We start from the raw sequence: 17,882 nt of genomic DNA on the forward strand, positions 1-17,882 counted from the left end.
GCACGGCACAGGCACATCCCAAGGCAACAGGAGGACCCCATGGCCGATTACTGGTTCAACGTAGTGACCCACGAGGTGGAGGAAGGCCCGCAGTCCGACTGGACGAAGCTGCTCGGGCCATACCCCACCCGCGAGGAGGCCGAGCTGGCGCTGCAGAAGGTGCAGGCGCGGAACAAGGCCTGGGACGCCGACGAAGAGTAGGGGCTGCGTGGCCTGGAAGCTGCGCGCCCTAGAAGCTGTGTTCCGGGCCGGGGAAGGAACCGCTGCGGACCTCGTCCGCGTACTCCTTTGCCGCCCGGGACAGCTCGGTGCGCAGGTCGGCGAAGGCCTTGACGAAACGCGGCTGCTTCCCGCCGCGCAGCCCGGCCATGTCCTGCCAGACCAGCACCTGTCCCGTGGTGGCGTTGCCCGCACCGATACCGATGGTGGGCACGCGGACTGCGGCGTCGACCTCTGCCGCCACATCGGCCGGCACCATTTCCATCAGGACGCAGAACGCTCCCGCCTCCGCGAGGGCGACGGCGTCCTGCACCACTGCGGCTCCCGCCTCGCCGCGGCCCTGCACCTTGTAGCCGCCGAGCGCATGCTCGGCCTGCGGAGTGAAGCCTACGTGGGCCATCACGGGAATCCCCGCGGCGGTCATAGCACGGACGTGGTCCGCATAGTGCCGCCCGCCCTCCATCTTCACCGCGTGGACCAGGCCTTCCTTCATGAGCCGCACCGAGGATTCGATGGCCTGGGCGGGGGAGACCTCGTAGGAGCCGAAGGGAAGGTCGCAGACCACCAGTGAATGGCTGGCGCCTGCTGTGACGGAACGGGCAAAGACGATCATTTCGTCCATGGTGATGGGCAGCGTGGTGGCGTGGCCCATCACGTTGTTCGCAGCCGAGTCGCCCACCAGAAGGACCTCGATGCCGGCTTCGTCGAAGATGCCTGCGGCGTACTGGTCATAGGCGGTCAGCATGGCGAACCTGCCGCCGTTGTCCTTGAGCTGCTGCAGGTGGGAGATGCGGATTTTCTTCAGCGCCGGTGCTGAAGGAGCGGAAGGGGCCGCGGGAGCGGCGGCGTACGGGGAGGGCTGTTCGGCACTGGTCATGCTTCGAGCCTACTAAAGAACGCCCCGCCGGAACCTCCCGGCGGCCCGGTTACGGGGATCCGGGCGGGCTGCCGCCCAAACCCTGCACACCTAGGTAGAGTGAAGAAGGTTTCACATGTCTCTGAGCCGTGAAGAGGAAAGAAGGTAAGGATGAACCGCCAGCAGGAATTCGTTCTGCGCACCATCGAGGAGCGCGATGTCCGGTTTGTGCGGTTGTGGTTTACCGACGTCGTCGGCCAGCTGAAATCCGTGGCGCTGGCCCCGGCGGAAGTCGAAGGCGCCTTTGAGGAGGGCCTGGGCTTTGACGGTTCCTCCGTGGAGGGCCTGGCCCGGATCTTCGAGTCGGACCTGCTGGCCCAGCCTGACCCCGCCACCTTCCAGATCCTGCCCTGGCGCGGCGACGAGGAGCAGACCTCGCGGATGTTCTGCGACATCCTCACCCCGGACGGCCAGCCGTCGGCTGCCGATCCGCGCAACGTCCTCAAGCGCCAGCTGGCCAAGGCCGCGGACATGGGTTTCACCTGCTACACCCACCCCGAGATTGAGTTCTACCTGCTGAAGTCGGACGAGCTCGGCGAAGACGGCCAGCCCGTTCCCGTGGACCAGGCGGGCTACTTCGACCACGTTCCCGGCGGCGTGGCCCAGGACTTCCGCCGCACGGCAGTGTCCATGCTGGAGGCCGTCGGCATCTCCGTGGAGTTCAGCCACCACGAGGCCGGGCCCGGGCAGAACGAAATCGATCTGCGCTACGCCGATGCGCTGCAGACCGCGGACAACATCATGACCTTCCGCACAGTGGTCAAAGAGGTCGCGCTGATGACCAACTGCTACGCGAGCTTTATGCCCAAGCCCTTCTCGCACCACCCCGGCTCCGGCATGCACACCCACTTCTCGCTCTTCGAAGGCGACAGCAACGCCTTCTTCCAGGCCGGCGCCGAGTTCCAGCTCTCCACCACGGCACGCCAGTTCATGGCGGGCATCCTGCGGCATGCACCGGAATTCACTGCCGTGACCAACCAGTTCGTGAACTCCTACAAGCGGCTCTGGGGCGGCGGTGAGGCCCCGAGCTACCTGTCCTGGGGCCACAACAACCGGTCCGCACTGCTGCGGGTGCCGTTGTACAAGCCGAACAAGGGCCAGTCGGCCCGCATCGAATACCGCGGCATTGACTCCGCGGCCAACCCGTACCTGGCCTACGCGGTGCTGCTGGGCGCCGGATTGAAGGGCATCGAAGAGGGATACGAGCTGCCGCCGGGTGCCGAAGACGACATTGAGAGCCTGAGCGCCGCCGAACGCCGTGCCATGGGCCATGACCCGCTGCCGGCCTCGCTGCATGATGCGGTGCGCGTGATGGAGGAATCCGAGCTCGTCGCCGACATCCTGGGCGAGCAGGTGTTCGAGAATTTCCTGCGCAACAAGCGCGCGGACTGGAACGAATACCGCCAGCAAGTGACCCGGTTCGAACTGCAGAAGAACCTGGGCATTCTCTAGAGGGAGTACCGATGAGCCTGACCCGACGGCTGATCGCCACAGGTTTCCGCGACCTGGAAAAAAGCACGCGGTTCCTGGCAGCCCGGGAACTCGAGGGCGTGGACGAAGAAGCGTTGTTTGCCGGGTTCGCCTTCTCCGCGGACCCGGATCTGGCCCTTCAGTCACTGGTGCGGCTGATTGGCCGCGCCCCCGAGCTGGTGGACCTGGTCAACGCCGGGACCGAGCGCAGCGAAGCCCTGTTCCGCCTGCTGGGGGCCTCCGACGCCCTGGCGGAGTTCCTGATGCGTCATCCGGGCGACATCGGAGTCCTGCACCGCCAGCTGCGCGCGGAACCGGGCAGCACGGATGAGCCCACTCTGCGGGCCTCGCTGCTCGACGCCGTGCACGCGGGCAGCGGTGCGGCGCCCGTGGCCGGCCTGACGGGCACTGAAGCCTATGTGGCGCTGCGGTCCCGGTACCGGCGGCACCTGCTGGACCTCGCCGTGCGGGATCTCGGCGCGGCATCCCCGACGGACTACCTGCCGGCGGCAGGACGGGAGCTTGCCGATCTGGCCGGCGCAGCGCTGGAGGCTGCCCTGGCGGTTTCCCGAGCGGAGCTGGCGGCAAGCTTTCCGGCCGAAGAGATTTCCGCCGTGCGCCTCGCCGTCATCGGGATGGGCAAAGCCGGCGCGCGGGAGCTGAACTATATCTCCGACGTGGACGTCATCTACGTGATTGAGGCCTCCGGACTGCCGGAAGAGCGGGCCTCCACCATCGGCACCGCGCTGGCCGCCGGGATTTCGCGCGCCATCAACGCCTCGGCGCCGGAGCCTCCGCTCTGGGAAGTGGACACCAACCTGCGTCCAGAGGGTAAGGACGGCCCGCTGGTGCGTACCCTGGACTCGCATGTGAGCTACTACCAGCGCTGGGCGCACAGCTGGGAGTTCCAGGCGCTGCTTAAGGCCCGGGCCATGGCGGGCGACCGGGAGCTCGGCCGGCGCTATGAAGAAGCCGTTGCCCCCTTGATCTGGAGCAGCTCCGAACGGGACGGCTTCGTGGAATCGGTGCAGGCCATGCGCCGCAGAGTCACGGACAACATCCCCGGCCACGAGGAATCACGGCAGCTGAAGCTCGGCAGCGGCGGACTGCGCGACGTCGAGTTCACTGTCCAGCTGCTTCAGCTGGTGCACGGCAGGGTCGACGAAAGCCTTCGGGTACGCGCGACGACCGCTGCCATCGCGGCGCTCAGCGAAGCCGGCTACATCGGGCGCAGCGACGCGCGGGCGCTGGACGAGTCCTACCGCTACCTGCGGGTGCTCGAGCACCGCATCCAGATGGTGCATATGCGCCGGACCCATCTGATGCCCGAGGAGGAGGCAGCTTTGAGGGCACTGGCCAAGGCCAGCGCCGGATCCCTGTCCTCCGAACGCCCCAGCGCCGAACGCCTGCGCGAACAGTGGCAGCGCACCAAACGCCTGGTGCGGCAGCTGCATGAAAGCATTTTCTACCGGCCGCTGCTCAGTACGGCCGCGCACCTCAGCGCGGATGAAGTCCGGCTGACCCCCGAGGCCGCCCAGGCGCGCCTGGCCGCGCTGGGCTACGTCGACCCCCGCGGCGCGATGCGCCACATTGAAGCACTGACCGTGGGGGTGAGCCGGCGCGCCGCCCTGCAGCGGCAGCTGCTTCCGGTGCTGCTCGCCTGGCTCGCCGACGGCGTGGACCCCGACGCCGGCCTGCTGGGCTTCCGCCGGCTGAGCGAAAACCTGGGCGAGACCCACTGGTATCTGGGGATGCTGCGCGACTCCTCGGCAGCGGGGGAGCGGCTGTGCTCCATCCTCTCCTCGAGCCGGTTCATTACCGACCTGCTGGAGGTCTCACCGGAATCCACCGCCTGGCTCGGATCCGACAAGGACCTGGTGCCGGCGTCCTTCGACACGCAGTGGCTGGAAATCCAGTCAAAGATGTCCCGCCACCCGCACCCGGGTGAAGCCATGCGGCTCATCCGGCTGATCCGCCGCCGCGAGATGCTGCGCATAGCCATCGCCGACAGCGCCGGACTGCTCAGCCAGCAGGAGGTCGGCCGCGCCCTGGCGGACGCCGACCGTGCCGCCGTCCTGGGCGCCCTGAATGTTGCGGAGTCGGAGGTGTTCGGCAGCAGCGAGAAGCTCACGGATCTGCTGGTGGTCGCGATGGGACGGCAGGGCGGACGGGAGATCGGCTACGGCTCCGACGCGGATGTGATGTACGTGCACCGCCCGCTGCCCGGCGTCGACCCGGCGGCAGCCCAGGCGCAGGCCGAGAAGGTCGTCTCGCAGATTTCCACCTACCTGCAGCAGCCGTGCAGCCCGGCCGTCCGGGCCGAGCGCCCTTTGGTCCTCGACGCCGGCCTGCGTCCCGAGGGCAGGCAGGGCCCGCTGGTGCGCAGCCTGGAGTCCTACCGCGGCTACTACGAACGCTGGTCCGTGGTCTGGGAGGCGCAGGCCCTGCTGCGGGCGCGTCCCATGGCCGGCAGCGACGCGCTGGCCGAGGATTTCATGGCACTGATCGACCCGGTGCGCTACCCGGAGGACGTCACGGCCAAGGACGTCCGGGAGATCCGCCGGATCAAGGCACGCGTGGAAGCCGAACGCCTGCCCCGGGGAGCGGATCCTTCCCGGCAGCTGAAACTTGGACGCGGCAGCCTCAGCGACGTGGAGTGGCTCGTGCAGCTGCTCCAGCTGCAGCATGCCCGCCGGGTGCCGGAGCTGCGGACGACGGCGACCCTGCCCGCGCTGGAGGCGGTCGAGGCGGCCGAGCTGCTTCCCGCCGTCGACGTCGAGACCCTCCGGCAGGCCTGGCTGCTGGCCAGCCGGGTCCGTAGCGCAAATGTTATCCGCGGCGGACGGAACCCCGATGTGCTGCCCTCTTCCCGCCGGGAACTGGACGCGGTGGCCCGCTGGTGCGGTTACGGTGCAGGTCAGGGCGGGGTTCTGGAGGAGGATTACCTGAAGGTCACCCGGCATGCCCGGGCCGTTTTCGAACGGTATTTCTACGGATACGGGACCTAGCTCACGTCGCTGACGGCCCAATCGGTTCGTTGCATTGCCACTGCTCTAGGTACGCTCTATGAGGGCATTTGCGGCGTGTGCCGCAGTGATAGAGCTAGGAGACGTTTACTTTGCTTAGTGGCAAACGGGCCTTAAAGGGCCCGGCTAAACTGGCCGTACCGCTGACCACCTTCCTCGCAACCCTGGCTTTGCTGCTGGGGATTCCTGCGGCCGGAGCAGTCGCAGCGGACGGCGTCGAAGGCGAGACCTTCGTCATCGGCACCGATACCACGTTCGCACCGTTCGAATTCCGTGAAAACGGCGAACTCGTGGGCATCGACATGGACCTCCTCAACGCGATTGCCGAGGAGGAGGGCTTCAACGTCGAAATCCAGTCCCTCGGCTTCGACGCGGCACTGCAGTCGCTGCAGTCCAACCAGGTGGACGGCGTTATTGCCGGTATGTCCATCACCGACGAACGCCGGCAGGTCTTCGACTTCTCGGACCCGTACTTCGAGTCCGGCATCCAGATGGCCGTCGCCGAGAACAACAACGACGTCGCCGGGTACGAGGATCTGCGCGGCAAGCGCGTCGCCGTCAAGACCGGAACCGAAGGCCAGACCTTCGCCGAGTCCATCAAGGACGACTACGGCTTCGAAGTTGTTGCCTTCGCGCAGTCCGCCCAGATGTACGACGACGTCAAGGCCGGCGGCTCCGTGGCCGTGTTCGACGACTACCCCGTGCTTGCCTACGGCGTCGCCTCCGGCAACGGGCTGAAGACCGTCACCGAGAAGGAAGCCGGCAGCTCGTACGGTTTTGCCGTCAACAAGGGCGCCAATCCCGAACTCCTGACCGCCTTCAACGACGGCCTCGCCGACCTGAAGGAAAGCGGCGAGTACGACGAGATCCTGGACACCTACCTCGAGGCCGGTGCCAAGGATTCCAGCTTCTGGTCCCTGATCACGGACAACGGTCCCGCCTTCGCCAAGGGCATGGGCCTGACCCTGCTGGCGACCGCGCTGTCGCTGCTCTTTGCCCTCGTCCTCGGCGTGTTCTTCGGCTTCCTGAAGGTCGGGTCCTCGCGGATCCTCCGCGGCATCGCCACCGTCTACGTGAGCATCTTCCGCGGCACCCCGGTGCTGGTGCAGGCCTTCTTCTTCTACTTCGGCCTGCCGCAGATCATCGGCCAGCCGGTGGACGTACTCACTGCAGGCGTGCTGACGCTGAGCCTGAACGCCGGCGCCTACATGACCGAGATTGTCCGCGGCGGCATCCAGTCCGTGGATCCCGGCCAGATGGAAGCGGCCCGCAGCCTCGGACTCGGCTACGGAAAGACCATGCAGAAGGTCATCATTCCGCAGGCCATCAAGATCATGACGCCGTCCTTCATCAACCAGTTCGTCATTACCTTGAAGGACACCTCCCTGCTTGCCGTCATCGGCTTTGCGGAGCTGACGTACCAGGGCCAGCAGATCTACGCGGTGAACTTCCGTACCGCTGAAGTACTGATCATCGTGGCTGCCCTGTACTTCATCGTCATTACGCTGCTGACCAAGCTGGCGGACGTCCTGGATAAGAGGTTTAACAAGTGAGCAAGATCCAAACCATTGGGCTGCGGAAATCCTACGGGTCCAACGAGGTCCTTAAGGGACTGGACGTCAGCGTTGCCGAGGGCGAAGTGGTCTGCGTCATCGGCCCGTCCGGCTCCGGCAAGTCCACCTTCCTGCGCTGCCTGAACAAGCTGGAAGACATCACCGGCGGCACGGTCATGGTTGACGGTTTCGACCTCACCGATCCCAAGGTGAACCTGAACGAGGTGCGCCAGCACATCGGCATGGTGTTCCAGCACTTCAACCTGTTCCCGCACATGAGCGTGCTGGACAACATCATGCTGGCCCCGGTGCAGCTGAAGAAGGCACCCAAGGCCGAGGTCCGCAAGACCGCCCTTGCCCTGCTGGACCGGGTTGGCCTGGCAGACAAGGCCGATGCCCGCCCCGCGCAGCTTTCCGGCGGCCAGAAGCAGCGTGTGGCTATTGCCCGGGCGCTGGCCATGCAGCCGGACATCATGCTCTTCGATGAGGCCACCTCGGCGCTCGACCCGGAAATGGTCGGTGAAGTGCTGCAGGTCATCCGTGACCTGGCCCGGGAAGGCATGACCATGGTTGTGGTCACCCACGAGATGGGCTTCGCCCGCGAAGTGGCCGACCGCGTGATCTTCATGGCCGATGGCCACATCGTCGAGGAGAACACCCCGGAGCTGCTCTTCGGCAGCCCGCAGGCTCCGCGCCTGCAGGACTTCCTGGCCAAGGTGCTCTAGCGCTTCGCCCCGCAGTGGCCGCCGTCGGTATTCGTTATGCTCTGGACATGAGCGAACTTACCGGTACGGCGGCCACTGTCGTACTGCTTCGGGATTCCGACGCCGGCCCCGAGGTGCTGCTGCTGGAACGGCCTACTGCCGGTTCGTTCGGCGGTGCCTGGGTCTTCCCCGGCGGGCGGGTGGACCCGGCAGACCGTGCCGAGGGAGAGGCTGAAGAGAGCGCGGCTGTGCGCGCCGGAGTGCGTGAAACCGCTGAAGAAACCGGGCTGGCTCTCCGTGCCGGGGACCTGGTGCCGCTTTCCTGCTGGATCCCTCCGGAAAACATCCCGCGGCGCTACCAGACCTGGTTCTTTGCCGCGAAGGCTCCTGCCGGGGATATTCGCCTTAACCCCGGGGAGCTGCTCAACCACCGGTGGCTGTTGCCCGCCGAGGCTTTGGACCGGCACCGCAACGGGCTGATGCAGTTGGTTCCGCCGACCTGGGTCACCCTGCACTCGCTGACCGCCGATGCCTCTGCCGATGCGGCCCTGGCCCGGATCGCGGGTGCCGAAACGGAAACCTTCCGGACCCGTTCTCTCGCCGGGTACGAGCCCGTGACCGTTTTTGCCTGGGAGGGCGACGAGGAGTACGACGGCGCGGTCGGGGGTGTCGGCGGGTCTGCCGGCGGGTCTTCTATTGCGGCGTCGGACGCTTCCCTTCCGGCGCGGCACCGGCTCGTGATGGACAAGACCTTCTGGCGCTACGAGCGGACCCGGTAGCCCGTAAGAGTGTTCCTCCACAGGCTGGGCTGTGTGAAAGCCGTAGCGCAGTTTTCCACGTAGTGCCGGCCCACCGGTCCGGGCAGGCCTTCGTGCTGGTGGACTTTGCTCATGGAACAGGCCACCCGTAATTCGCACCCCCGGAGTCGAGCGGCTTCCGACCGTCGTTCGGGCGCATGCCCACGCCCGGACAGAGCGGGTACCGGAAATGCCGGGGGTCACGCCGAAGGGCCGCGGGAGCCATCCAGCGCATGGAAAACCGGTGCATCTCCCCAGGCAGACATGGGCCTGGAGCTGCCGGGCGTGTTCTGCGTGTCCGCCGGCGATGCTCCTGCTGCAGGCACGGTGATGCCGCCCGGGTTGATGGGGATGCTCTCACTCCAGAGACCTGAAGAACTGGGGCAGGAAGCGGCGCTGCAGACCCTGGAGCGTCTCAATGCCGTGGTCTGCTGGGTGCAGGCGCAACAGGCGCGCACCGTGTACCGGCTGCAGGAACTCACCGCACAGAACCTCTACCCGAATCCGGATCCATACCCGGCAACTCCGGTTCCGGCGCCCGCGGCTGACGCGGCTACCGAGGCGAACGCTTCCTTTACACCGTTGGACGGGGAGTGGATTCTGCGTACCACCGCTGCCGAGATAGGTGCCCTGCTGTGCCTGCCCGGAGTTGCCGCGCAGCGGTTGGTCGCCGATTCGGAACAGTTGTGTACCAGATGCCCCGAGACGCTGGCCCTTCTCGAACACGGTGCTATTGATTACCGCCGGGCCCGCACCGTTGTGGAGCAGACCGGCGGCCTGCGCCTCGAGGACAGCAGGCTGCTCGAGGCCAAGCTGCTGCCACTGGCTCCTGGGAAGACCGGTCCGCAGTTCGACCGCACGGCCCGCCGGATCCGGGAGGGGATGTCCCCGCAGACCATTCCGGAACGCCACCGGGCCGCCACGCTGGATCGCAGGGTCTGGCTGGAGGACCTACCGGACGGAATCGGTGTCCTTTCGGCGTTCCTGCCGGCAGCTGCCGCGCACGGGATCTTCAACGGATTGACCGTCTGCGCACGCGGGGAGCAGCAAGCCGGGGATTCCCGGAGTCTCGACCAGTTGCGTGCCGATGTCCTCGTTGCGGCGCTTACCGGCCAAGAGACACGCTCCATGGCGGAACCGCCCGTAGGGATGCCGACAGGCTCGCGAGGAGAACCAACTGCGGTGCGGGTACCGGGCGATCGGGGTATGACGGTACGGCCGGGCGCCGCACCGAGGCCTACTTCGCGACTAAGCGAGCCCGAGGTGGGGGCAACCCCGGGACCTGATGCTCCGCAGGAACCACGCATGCCGGGGGAGGGCTGGTCAGCCGGGGGATTGCGGGCGGAGGTGATGGTGATTGTCTCGGCCGAATCGCTGCTGGGACTGTCGGACGCGCCAGCGGAGTTGAATGGCTACGGTCCGATCAGTGCCGGGATTGCACGCGAACTGCTGGCGGGCATGGGCCGGTGGACCGGGCTGCTGCAGAGCGGCGACGGGGAGATCCTGGCAGTCAGCAGGCGGCGCAGGATTCCGCATGCGCTCAAACGCTGGCTGCAGGCCCGTGACGGGACCTGCCGGTTCCCGGGATGCAGCGTGGCGGCAGAGAACTGCGAACTCGACCACACTCTGCCCTGGGCGAGCAGCGGTCCCACCGAGCATGGGAACCTGGCTCACCTATGCAGGAAGCACCACCGTTTCAAGACGGTCGGGTTGTGGAAGGCAAGGCAACCGGCACCCGGGGTAATCGAGTGGACTTCGCCGATGGGTCGGGTCTACCGCACGGACGCCCAGGGCAGCGGCTTCAACGGGCCTGGTACTTTCGGCACCGGATGGTCTGGAACCGTGCAGGCAGGAACCGGCGGACCCGGTCCGGAGTCAGAGGAGGACCCGCCGCCCTTCTGATGGCATTGCCGGTCGAAAACGACAGCCTGATTTCCCTGTCCCGCGGTCGCCCGCTGAACCTCCTCCCGCGGCTCCGGTAATCAGGCCCGCAGAAGTTGCAGGATCGTCCTCTGCGCAGCTCTGCCTTCGGGCACGGGAAGCAGGGGGTAGACATGGACACCGCCGTCAGCAACGTGCAGCGAAACCGGGGTGCCGGCCGACTTCAGAAGCCGTTCCAGCCGGAGCACATCGGGATAGGGCAGGTCATGGGTTCCGACAAACAGGTCCGTCGGAGGCAGGCCCAACAGGCTGCCGTTGATGGGGCTGATGCGCGGGTCCGCCACGTCGTCACCTGCTGCCCAGGCCCGGCCCGCAACCCGAAGCCCGGCACGGCTCAGCCAGGGATCCACGGCTTCAACCGCGGCAAGCTCCGGATTTTCCATCGCGACGTCCACCCAGGGGGACAGCAGAACCAAACGCCGCGGCTGAGGCAGAGCATATTCCGCCAGCTGCTGGGCAAAAGCCAGAGCGAGCCCGCCCCCGGCTGAGTCGCCCACAAAAGCCATGTCCCGGGGATCGCAGTCTTCCAGCAGCCGCCGGTACACGGATGCCAGCAGCGGTGATGCATCCCGATGGCTGTACCCGGGCGCCCGACCGTACAGCGCAACCTCCACCCGGTGGCCCGCTGCCGCCAGACGGGAGATGAACCGCCAGTGCCAGGCGCTGATCGGGCTGATATACGAGCCGCCATGCAGGTACAGGATCGCGGAGGGTGCCGTGGAAGCCCGGGCAACGCCGGGGTTCCGGGACGTCACGGAGTAGCAGGCGAACCCGTCCACGTGCCGTTGCTCGACTCGAAACTTTCGCAACAGCCCGCGGGGCGGCTCAGCAGCCGGCTTTACTGTGGAGAGCCTCGCCTCGGTGCGTTCGGCCGTGGCCGTCAGCGGCTTCCGGGTCAGCCGCAGATACGGCTCCAGGAGCCTCATCGGCAGACTTGCCATCAACTCCTCCCGGGTTCTGCTGCCCGGATAAACCTCAGCACCGGATCAGCGAGTCCGGCCCCTATGACGTCAGGTGTTCGCTTCTGCCCCCGGACCTCGAAGGAGTGGTTTCCGCCGTTAATCCGCTGAACTTCCGCATTCGGGCCAATCCGCTCGGCCACCGGTTCCAGCTCGCCGGGCAGGGCAAACGTGTCACGGGTGCCCTGCAGGAACAGCATCGGCAGGGTCAGGCCGTACAAGTGCTCGTCGCGCAGCTTCTCCGGCTTGCCCGGCGGATGCAGCGGGTAGCCCAGGTACACCAGCCCGGCGGCAGACATGCCCTCCGCCACAGCCATGGACGCCATGCGGCCGCCGAAGGACTTCCCGCACGCCCAGACCGGCCCGCCGTCATCGCGCTCCGCCACCGTGGCCATAACGGCCTTCCACGTTTCGACGGCTACGGGAGCCCGGTCCGGAAACTTCTTCCCGGCCTCCCGGTACGGAAAGTTGAAGCGCAGGGTGGCCGCACCGCCGTCGTTCAGGGCCGCGGTAAACCCGGTAAGGAAGGGGTGCTCCATACCGGTGCCGGCTCCATGGGCGACGACGACGGTCACATCCGCGCCCTCAGGTCGGGACAATACGGCGGATACGTGCCCTTCGCCGACGGGAATGGACAGGTCAAGATGATCAACGTGCATGTGTTCAAACGTACTGCCATCCCGGGCCGGACACCTTGAGCGCAGAAGGTAATACCACTAGAATGGAAAGCGGACAGGATCCGAAGGCCCCATAAGCGCAGCCGGTATCGGCACCACGCGCAGCCTCTCCTGAAATCCGCGGTCCGCCTTGGGCGACGAACCGCAACACCACCACTCCGGCACAGAAGCCACCGCTTTGCGGCACATCGATTCATCGTGCCCGGAGTACCATCCCATGCCTCTCGAAGGGAGCATCAGCTATATGTTGAAGCACGTTGCTGTGACGCGCACCAGGACCACCACTTCACGATTCACCGCACAGATCACGGCCATTGCCGCCGGATGTGCGCTGGTTGCCGGGGGAGTATCGGCAGCCGAAATCGCGATGCTGAACGCAGAACCGGCCTCGAGCCAGGTTCTCACTGAAGCAACCGCCTAGCGCGCAGAAGAGGTCTCCGCCGTCGTTCCCACCCGGGAATGGCGGCGTTTTTGCGTTAACGGACACCGGTGCTCTCCTAGAATGGAAAAACACCATTTCTACATCCGGGGAGCACTGTGCCCAGAGGCAAACACCATCCGCCGCGTCCCAAACCGGCCAACAGCGAGGGCATGCTCATCGCCAATGACCTGAAGAAGGAGCGGGGCTGGACCGACGGACAGATCAAGACGTTCCTGCCCGAACCGGACAAGACCGCACGGAACCCGTTCTCCCGCAAGGCAGCCCCCATGAAGCTGTACGCCCTGGAACGCGTTGAAGCCATCGAGGCCACACCGGAGTATGCCAAGGCCCGCGAAGCCTCCCGCAACCGGCAGCTGGCGGCGCGGGAACGTGCCCTGGTGAAGAAGAAGGCAGCGGTCGCCGTCGCCGAAGCCCTGGAGCTGCGCATTATTCCCGAGCCGTGGGAGACCATGCAGCGTAAAGCGATCGAGCATTTCAACGGACGCCTCCGCGGCAAACAGTCCCCGGCCAGCCTCTCCACGGCACCGTCGCGGCTGAACCGGCTAACGGTGAACTACCTGCGGCACCAGCAGACCTCCTACGAGGAGGAGCTTAAGGAATTCAAGGGCGTGGTGGGCGTCGGCGAGGCTTACCTGGTGGTCCGCAACCGCATCCTGGACCTGATCGCTTCCACCTACCCGCAGCTGAAGGCCGAGTGCGAGCGGCAGAAATTCGATGCACCGGAACTTCCCGACGGCGTGACGCTGTAGCCGCCGGGAAGTCCGGGCGGCGGCGCTAGTCGAAGGTCACGACCACCTTGTCAGCAGCACCTGGAGTCTGTGCCAGGGTGAGGGCGTCCAGTGCCTTATCGAAGGGCAGCGTGTCGCTGATGATCAGGGCGTACTTCTGCCAGTTTTCGATGATGTCGTCGGTCACGTCGAAGATCTCCGTCGGATAACCCATGGCAAACACGATCGTGAGCTCAGTGGTCAGGATCGTGCCGAAGTCGAGCTCCACCGGCTTCTTGTGGACCGCCACGACGCCGAGCACCGCTCCCTGTTTGGCGACGTCGGCAACGGTAGCGGGGATGACCGGCGCGCCGGCAGCATCCAGGAAAATGTCGGTACCTGACCGGACGCCGCGGACCATCATGGTTGCGCCGTCGCCGTGCAGTTCCACCAGCCGGGAGGCCAGGTCCTCTTCGGCTGAGTTGATGACGGCATCCGCGCCGATCTGCAGGGCCTTTTGAAGCCGGGACGCGATGACGTCGACGACGACGATGTGGGCCACTCCGCGGCGGCGGTAGCCGAGGAGGGCACCGAGTCCGATCGGACCCGCGCCAAAGATCACCACTTTGTCGCCGGGCTTGGGATTGGTGCGGTTCACCGCGTGGAGGGCCACCGCCATCGGTTCGTTCAGGGCGGCCACCTCCCACGGAATGTCCTTGGGAATGACCTTGAGCTGACGGCCAAGGGATGCATCGTGAACTACTACGTACTCCGAGAGCCCGCCCTGCGCACCGCCGCTGCCGAGCAGTCCGTCAGTGAAAGCCATCGTGTCGATCACCACGTGGTCACCTACCGCGATGCCGTCCACCTCGGAGCCGACTTCCGCCACCTCGGCCGCCGGTTCATGGCCCAGCGGGGTTGCGCCCTGGCGGGGCGGGATGCCGCCGATGTGGCTGTAAAACGCGTCGGACCCGCAGATCCCGCAGGCCTTCATCTTCAACAGGACGTCGCCCGGCCCCACGGCGGGCTGTTCAACTTCAACCCATTCGTTGGTGTCCGGGCCGGTGACGTAGACAGCTTTCATAGCAGTGTTCTCCTTAGCGATGAAGGGGATCTCCCTGCTCCCGATGCTACGCGAACGGACGGAATGAAAAACCGCCCCCGCCCGGTGAGGGGCGGAGGCGGTTCATCGGCTGCTATCGGCCGCTGCTCAGACGCTTAGACGCCGTAGTAGAGCTCGAACTCGAACGGGTTCGGGCGCAGTGCCAGGGGCATGATTTCGAATTCACGCTTGTACGAGATCCAGCTGTCGATCATGTCCTGGGTGAACACGCCGCCGGCCTGAAGGAACTCATTGTCGTTCTCCAGGGCAACCAGTGCCTCTTCGAGCGACGCCGGAGCCTTCTGGATGTGCTTGGCCTCTTCGGGCGGCAGCTCGTAGAGGTCCTTGTCGATCGGATCCGCCGGCTCGATGCGGTTCTTGATGCCGTCCAGGCCAGCCATCAGCTGTGCGGAGAACGCCAGGTACGGGTTGGAGGAGGGATCCGGAGCGCGGAACTCGAGGCGCTTGGCCTTCGGGTTCGAGCCGGTGATCGGGATGCGGATAGCCGCGGAACGGTTGCCCTGCGAGTAGACCATGTTCACGGGAGCTTCGAAGCCCTTGACCAGGCGGCGGTAGGAGTTGACCGTCGGGTTGGTGAAGGCAAGGACAGCGGAGGCATGCTTGAGCAGGCCGCCGATGTACCAGCGGGCCAGGTCCGAAAGACCGGCGTAGCCCTTCTCGTCGTAGAACAGCGGCACTCCGCCGTTCCACAGGGACTGGTGGCAGTGCATGCCCGAACCGTTGTCGCCGAAGATGGGCTTCGGCATGAAGGTGGCGGACTTGCCCCAGGAATCGGCGACGTTCTTGACGATGTACTTGAACTTCTGCAGATCGTCGGCCGCGTGCGTCAGGGTGGTGAACTTGTAGTTGATCTCTGCCTGGCCGGCGCCGCCGACTTCGTGGTGGGCACGCTCGACTTCGAGGCCCACGTTGTCGAGCTCCACGCTGATGGCGTCGCGCAGGTCAGCCTGCTTGTCCACGGGGGCCACGGGGAAGTAACCGCCCTTGTACGGGGTCTTGTTGCCCAGGTTGCCGCCCTCTTCCTCGCGGCCGCTGTTCCACGGAGCTTCCTCGGAGTCCACCTTGTAGAAGCTGCCCTTGGGGGAGGACTCGTACTGGACGTTGTCGAAGATGTAGAACTCGGCTTCCGAACCGAAGAAGGCCGTATCGGCGATGCCGGTGGAGGCCAGGTACGCCTCGGCACGTTCGGCAACGCCGCGCGGGTCGCGGTGGTACGGCTCGCCGGTGCGCGGGTTCACAATCGAGAAGTTCAGCGCCAGGGTCTTCTCGATGCGGAAGGGATCGACAAACGCAGTCGTGACATCCGGGATGAGCTGCATGTCGGACTCGGCAATGCCCTGGAAGCCGCGGATGGATGAGCCGTCGAACAGCTGACCGTTGACGAAGAAATCGGCATCTACGGTTTTGGCCGGCACGTTGAAGTGCTGCTGCACTCCGGGTACGTCGGTGAATCGGATGTCGACGAACTTCACTTGCTCGTCAGCGATGAACCTGAGGACTTCGTCCGCGTTCTTGAACATCGTTTATGTGCTCCTATACAACTGTTTGGGTGGAAGACCTCGGGCTGCAAGACCAAAGCTGGCGCCTGGCCCTTTGACCGTCCGGCGCATCACCTTGACCCTAAGGGGGTCGGGTTTCCCGGCGGTGACACATGTGTTTCCGGAAGGTTACGCAGCCGATGGCCTCCCTTCCACCCTATCCGCAACCTCCGGGGACAGTGATAATAGTGGGTTTATTTACATCACAGCCCCCCGGGTAGTCTTTAACCGTGGTTGATAGAAGCGATATAGGTTCCTGGCTGGAAGGCCCTCCCTCCGACGAGAGCACATGGCCGGGCAAGCGCCTCGGACGCCCGCGTACCGGACCGGGGTCCATAGCCCGCGTCGGCCCGCGCCTGGGAGCCCTGGTCATCGACTGGGCCATCGCCTCGCTCATTGCCTACTGGCTTTTCGGCGGAGACGACTTTGCCATTCTGGCGATCTTCGCCGTCGAGCAGATCCTGCTCGTCAGCCTCCTCGGCTACAGCATCGGCCACCGCGTCTTCAGCCTGCAGGTGCAGAAAATGGACGGCCGGCCCGCCAACATTCCTGCGGCGATTGTCCGCACGCTGCTGCTGTGTCTGGTGATTCCGGCGGTGGTGTTCGACGCCGACCAGCGCGGCCTGCATGACCGCGCCATGGGCACGGTATTGGTGAAGGTGAAGCACTAGGCTTTGAATCAGCCCGCGGATCTGGCAGATTCCGGGTATGAAACTACTGATTCTGGGCGGAACCGCCTGGCTGGGACATCAGACCGCCCTCGCCGCTGCAGCCGAAGGCCACCAGGTCACCTGCGCGGCCCGGGGACGCTCCGGCGAACCGCCGGCCGAAGCATCCTTCCTGCGGGTGGACCGGGACGCCGACGACGGCCTGGCAGCAGCCGCCGAACAGCACTGGGACGCCGTCATTGATGTTTCCCGCCAGCCGGGTCAGGTGCGCCGCGCCGTCCGCGACCTGAGGGATGCCGCCGACTTCTACGTCTTCGTCTCCACCGGCAACGTCTACGCCAGCCAGCGGGAGTTCGGGCAGGACGAGGATGCCGCCCTGCTGGCACCCCTGGCGGGCGACGTCATGGTGGACATGGAAAGCTACGGACCCGCCAAGGTCGCGTGTGAAGAGGCCGTCACCGAAGGGTTCGGCGCCGGGGCCAGCGCGATCATCCGGGCGGGGCTGATCGGGGGTCCGGGGGACACCTCGGGACGCAGCGGCTACTGGCCGCTGCGGTTTGCGCAGGGCGGCTCCGTGCTCGTGCCCGAAGCCCCGGACCAGCCCACGCAGCTCATAGATGTCCGTGACCTGGCCCGGTGGCTCGTACTGGTGGCCCGGGAACGGAGCGCCGGGGTGTTCAACGCCGTGGGGGACACCGTGCCGTTCGCAGCGCATCTGGCGGCGGCTGCGGACGCAGCGGGAGGAGCCGGGGCAGCGGGCGAGGGAGACGCAAACCGTGGGGGTGCTCCGGGAACTGCCGTACCGGTTCCAACCCGGTGGCTCCGCGGGCAGGGCGTCAATGAATGGTCAGGCCCCCGCTCACTGCCGCTCTGGCTGGAAGATCCGGACTGGCACGGGATGAATGCCCGCTCCAATGTCCGGGCGTGTTCCGCGGGACTTCAGCTGCGGCCGCTGCGGCAGACCCTTGCCGACACCCTCGCCTGGGAGGAAGCCGCCGGCGTCGAGCGTCCCCGCGGGGCAGGACTCACCCGGGAGGAAGAACGGAACCTGCTGGCCCGGCTGGCGGACGCGGATCCCCGGGTGCCGGACGCCTGAGGGACAAAACAAAAGGGCCCCTCATAAGAGGGGCCCTTTTTGGTGC

At 66.1% G+C, this 17,882-nt stretch carries 16 protein-coding genes; 11 read left to right on the forward strand and 5 right to left on the reverse strand.

Translation table 11 applies throughout. From position 1 onward, the window contains the following. Positions 1-39 precede the first annotated feature (39 nt). Positions 40-201, forward strand: coding sequence for an SPOR domain-containing protein (locus N2K95_RS06320; RefSeq protein ID WP_260653370.1), 162 nt, complete (start codon positions 40-42; stop codon positions 199-201). A 28-nt stretch (positions 202-229) separates the two neighbouring features. Here N2K95_RS06320 and panB read toward each other — a convergent pair whose 3' ends face one another. Further along, positions 230-1,096, reverse strand: coding sequence for a 3-methyl-2-oxobutanoate hydroxymethyltransferase (panB, locus tag N2K95_RS06325; RefSeq protein WP_255792718.1), 867 nt, complete (start codon positions 1,094-1,096; stop codon positions 230-232). A 150-nt stretch (positions 1,097-1,246) separates the two neighbouring features. Here panB and N2K95_RS06330 point away from each other — a divergent pair, with 150 nt between their 5' ends. The 6 genes from N2K95_RS06330 to N2K95_RS06355 all read left to right on the forward strand — a co-directional run bounded on the left by N2K95_RS06330 (position 1,247) and on the right by N2K95_RS06355 (position 10,587). Next, positions 1,247-2,587 carry a glutamine synthetase family protein gene (locus N2K95_RS06330; RefSeq protein WP_255792717.1) on the forward strand — a complete coding sequence of 447 codons (1,341 nt, stop codon included), beginning with the start codon at positions 1,247-1,249 and terminating at the stop codon, positions 2,585-2,587. A gap of 11 nt (positions 2,588-2,598) precedes the next feature. Next, positions 2,599-5,613, forward strand: a complete 3,015-nt coding sequence (locus tag N2K95_RS06335) for a bifunctional [glutamine synthetase] adenylyltransferase/[glutamine synthetase]-adenylyl-L-tyrosine phosphorylase (RefSeq protein WP_260653371.1) — start codon at positions 2,599-2,601, stop codon at positions 5,611-5,613. 110 nt (positions 5,614-5,723) lie between these two features. Beyond that, positions 5,724-7,184, forward strand: coding sequence for an amino acid ABC transporter substrate-binding protein/permease (locus tag N2K95_RS06340; RefSeq protein WP_260653372.1), 1,461 nt, complete (start codon positions 5,724-5,726; stop codon positions 7,182-7,184). Further along, positions 7,181-7,909, forward strand: coding sequence for an amino acid ABC transporter ATP-binding protein (locus N2K95_RS06345; protein ID WP_255792714.1), 729 nt, complete (start codon positions 7,181-7,183; stop codon positions 7,907-7,909). The genes N2K95_RS06340 and N2K95_RS06345 overlap by 4 nt, the downstream gene beginning before the upstream one ends. Positions 7,910-7,956: 47 nt before the next feature. Then, a complete protein-coding gene (locus N2K95_RS06350) occupies positions 7,957-8,667 on the forward strand; it encodes an NUDIX hydrolase (RefSeq protein ID WP_260653373.1) in 711 nt (236 codons plus the stop codon). A 282-nt stretch (positions 8,668-8,949) separates the two neighbouring features. Continuing rightward, positions 8,950-10,587, forward strand: coding sequence for an HNH endonuclease (locus N2K95_RS06355; RefSeq protein ID WP_260653374.1), 1,638 nt, complete (start codon positions 8,950-8,952; stop codon positions 10,585-10,587). An 80-nt stretch (positions 10,588-10,667) separates the two neighbouring features. Here N2K95_RS06355 and N2K95_RS06360 read toward each other — a convergent pair whose 3' ends face one another. Together N2K95_RS06360 and N2K95_RS06365 are read right to left on the reverse strand one after the other, a co-directional pair. Next, positions 10,668-11,567, reverse strand: coding sequence for an alpha/beta hydrolase fold domain-containing protein (locus N2K95_RS06360; RefSeq protein WP_260653375.1), 900 nt, complete (start codon positions 11,565-11,567; stop codon positions 10,668-10,670). Further along, complete coding sequence (locus tag N2K95_RS06365) at positions 11,567-12,244, reverse strand: alpha/beta hydrolase family protein (RefSeq protein ID WP_260653376.1); 678 nt, start codon at positions 12,242-12,244, stop codon at positions 11,567-11,569. The genes N2K95_RS06360 and N2K95_RS06365 overlap by 1 nt, the downstream gene beginning before the upstream one ends. 262 nt (positions 12,245-12,506) lie before the next feature. Between N2K95_RS06365 and N2K95_RS06370 the strand changes: the two genes are divergently transcribed. Together N2K95_RS06370 and N2K95_RS06375 are read left to right on the forward strand one after the other, a co-directional pair. Further along, on the forward strand, positions 12,507-12,683 hold the full coding sequence (locus tag N2K95_RS06370) for a hypothetical protein (RefSeq protein ID WP_260653377.1): 177 nt from the start codon (positions 12,507-12,509) through the stop codon (positions 12,681-12,683). Between the two features lie 116 nt (positions 12,684-12,799). Next, positions 12,800-13,453, forward strand: coding sequence for a hypothetical protein (locus N2K95_RS06375; RefSeq protein WP_260653378.1), 654 nt, complete (start codon positions 12,800-12,802; stop codon positions 13,451-13,453). Positions 13,454-13,478: 25 nt separating this feature from the next. Here the strand turns inward: N2K95_RS06375 and N2K95_RS06380 are convergent, their stop codons facing one another. Then, entirely contained in the window at positions 13,479-14,495 is a 1,017-nt protein-coding gene (locus N2K95_RS06380; protein WP_260653379.1) for a zinc-dependent alcohol dehydrogenase, read from the reverse strand. Between the two features lie 134 nt (positions 14,496-14,629). Next, the gene (glnA, locus tag N2K95_RS06385) at positions 14,630-16,054 is read right to left on the reverse strand and encodes a type I glutamate--ammonia ligase (protein ID WP_260653380.1); all 1,425 of its coding nucleotides are present in this window, start codon (positions 16,052-16,054) and stop codon (positions 14,630-14,632) included. A 248-nt stretch (positions 16,055-16,302) separates the two neighbouring features. Between glnA and N2K95_RS06390 the strand changes: the two genes are divergently transcribed. Both N2K95_RS06390 and N2K95_RS06395 read left to right on the forward strand, forming a co-directional pair. Next, positions 16,303-16,743 (forward strand): RDD family protein, encoded by a 441-nt coding sequence (locus tag N2K95_RS06390; RefSeq protein ID WP_255792701.1) that lies wholly within the window; start codon positions 16,303-16,305, stop codon positions 16,741-16,743. 37 nt (positions 16,744-16,780) lie between these two features. Next, entirely contained in the window at positions 16,781-17,836 is a 1,056-nt protein-coding gene (locus N2K95_RS06395) for an NAD-dependent epimerase/dehydratase family protein (RefSeq protein ID WP_260653381.1), read from the forward strand. Positions 17,837-17,882: the final 46 nt, after the last annotated feature.

Source organism: Arthrobacter zhaoxinii, assembly GCF_025244925.1.
Lineage (GTDB): Bacteria > Actinomycetota > Actinomycetes > Actinomycetales > Micrococcaceae > Arthrobacter_B > Arthrobacter_B zhaoxinii.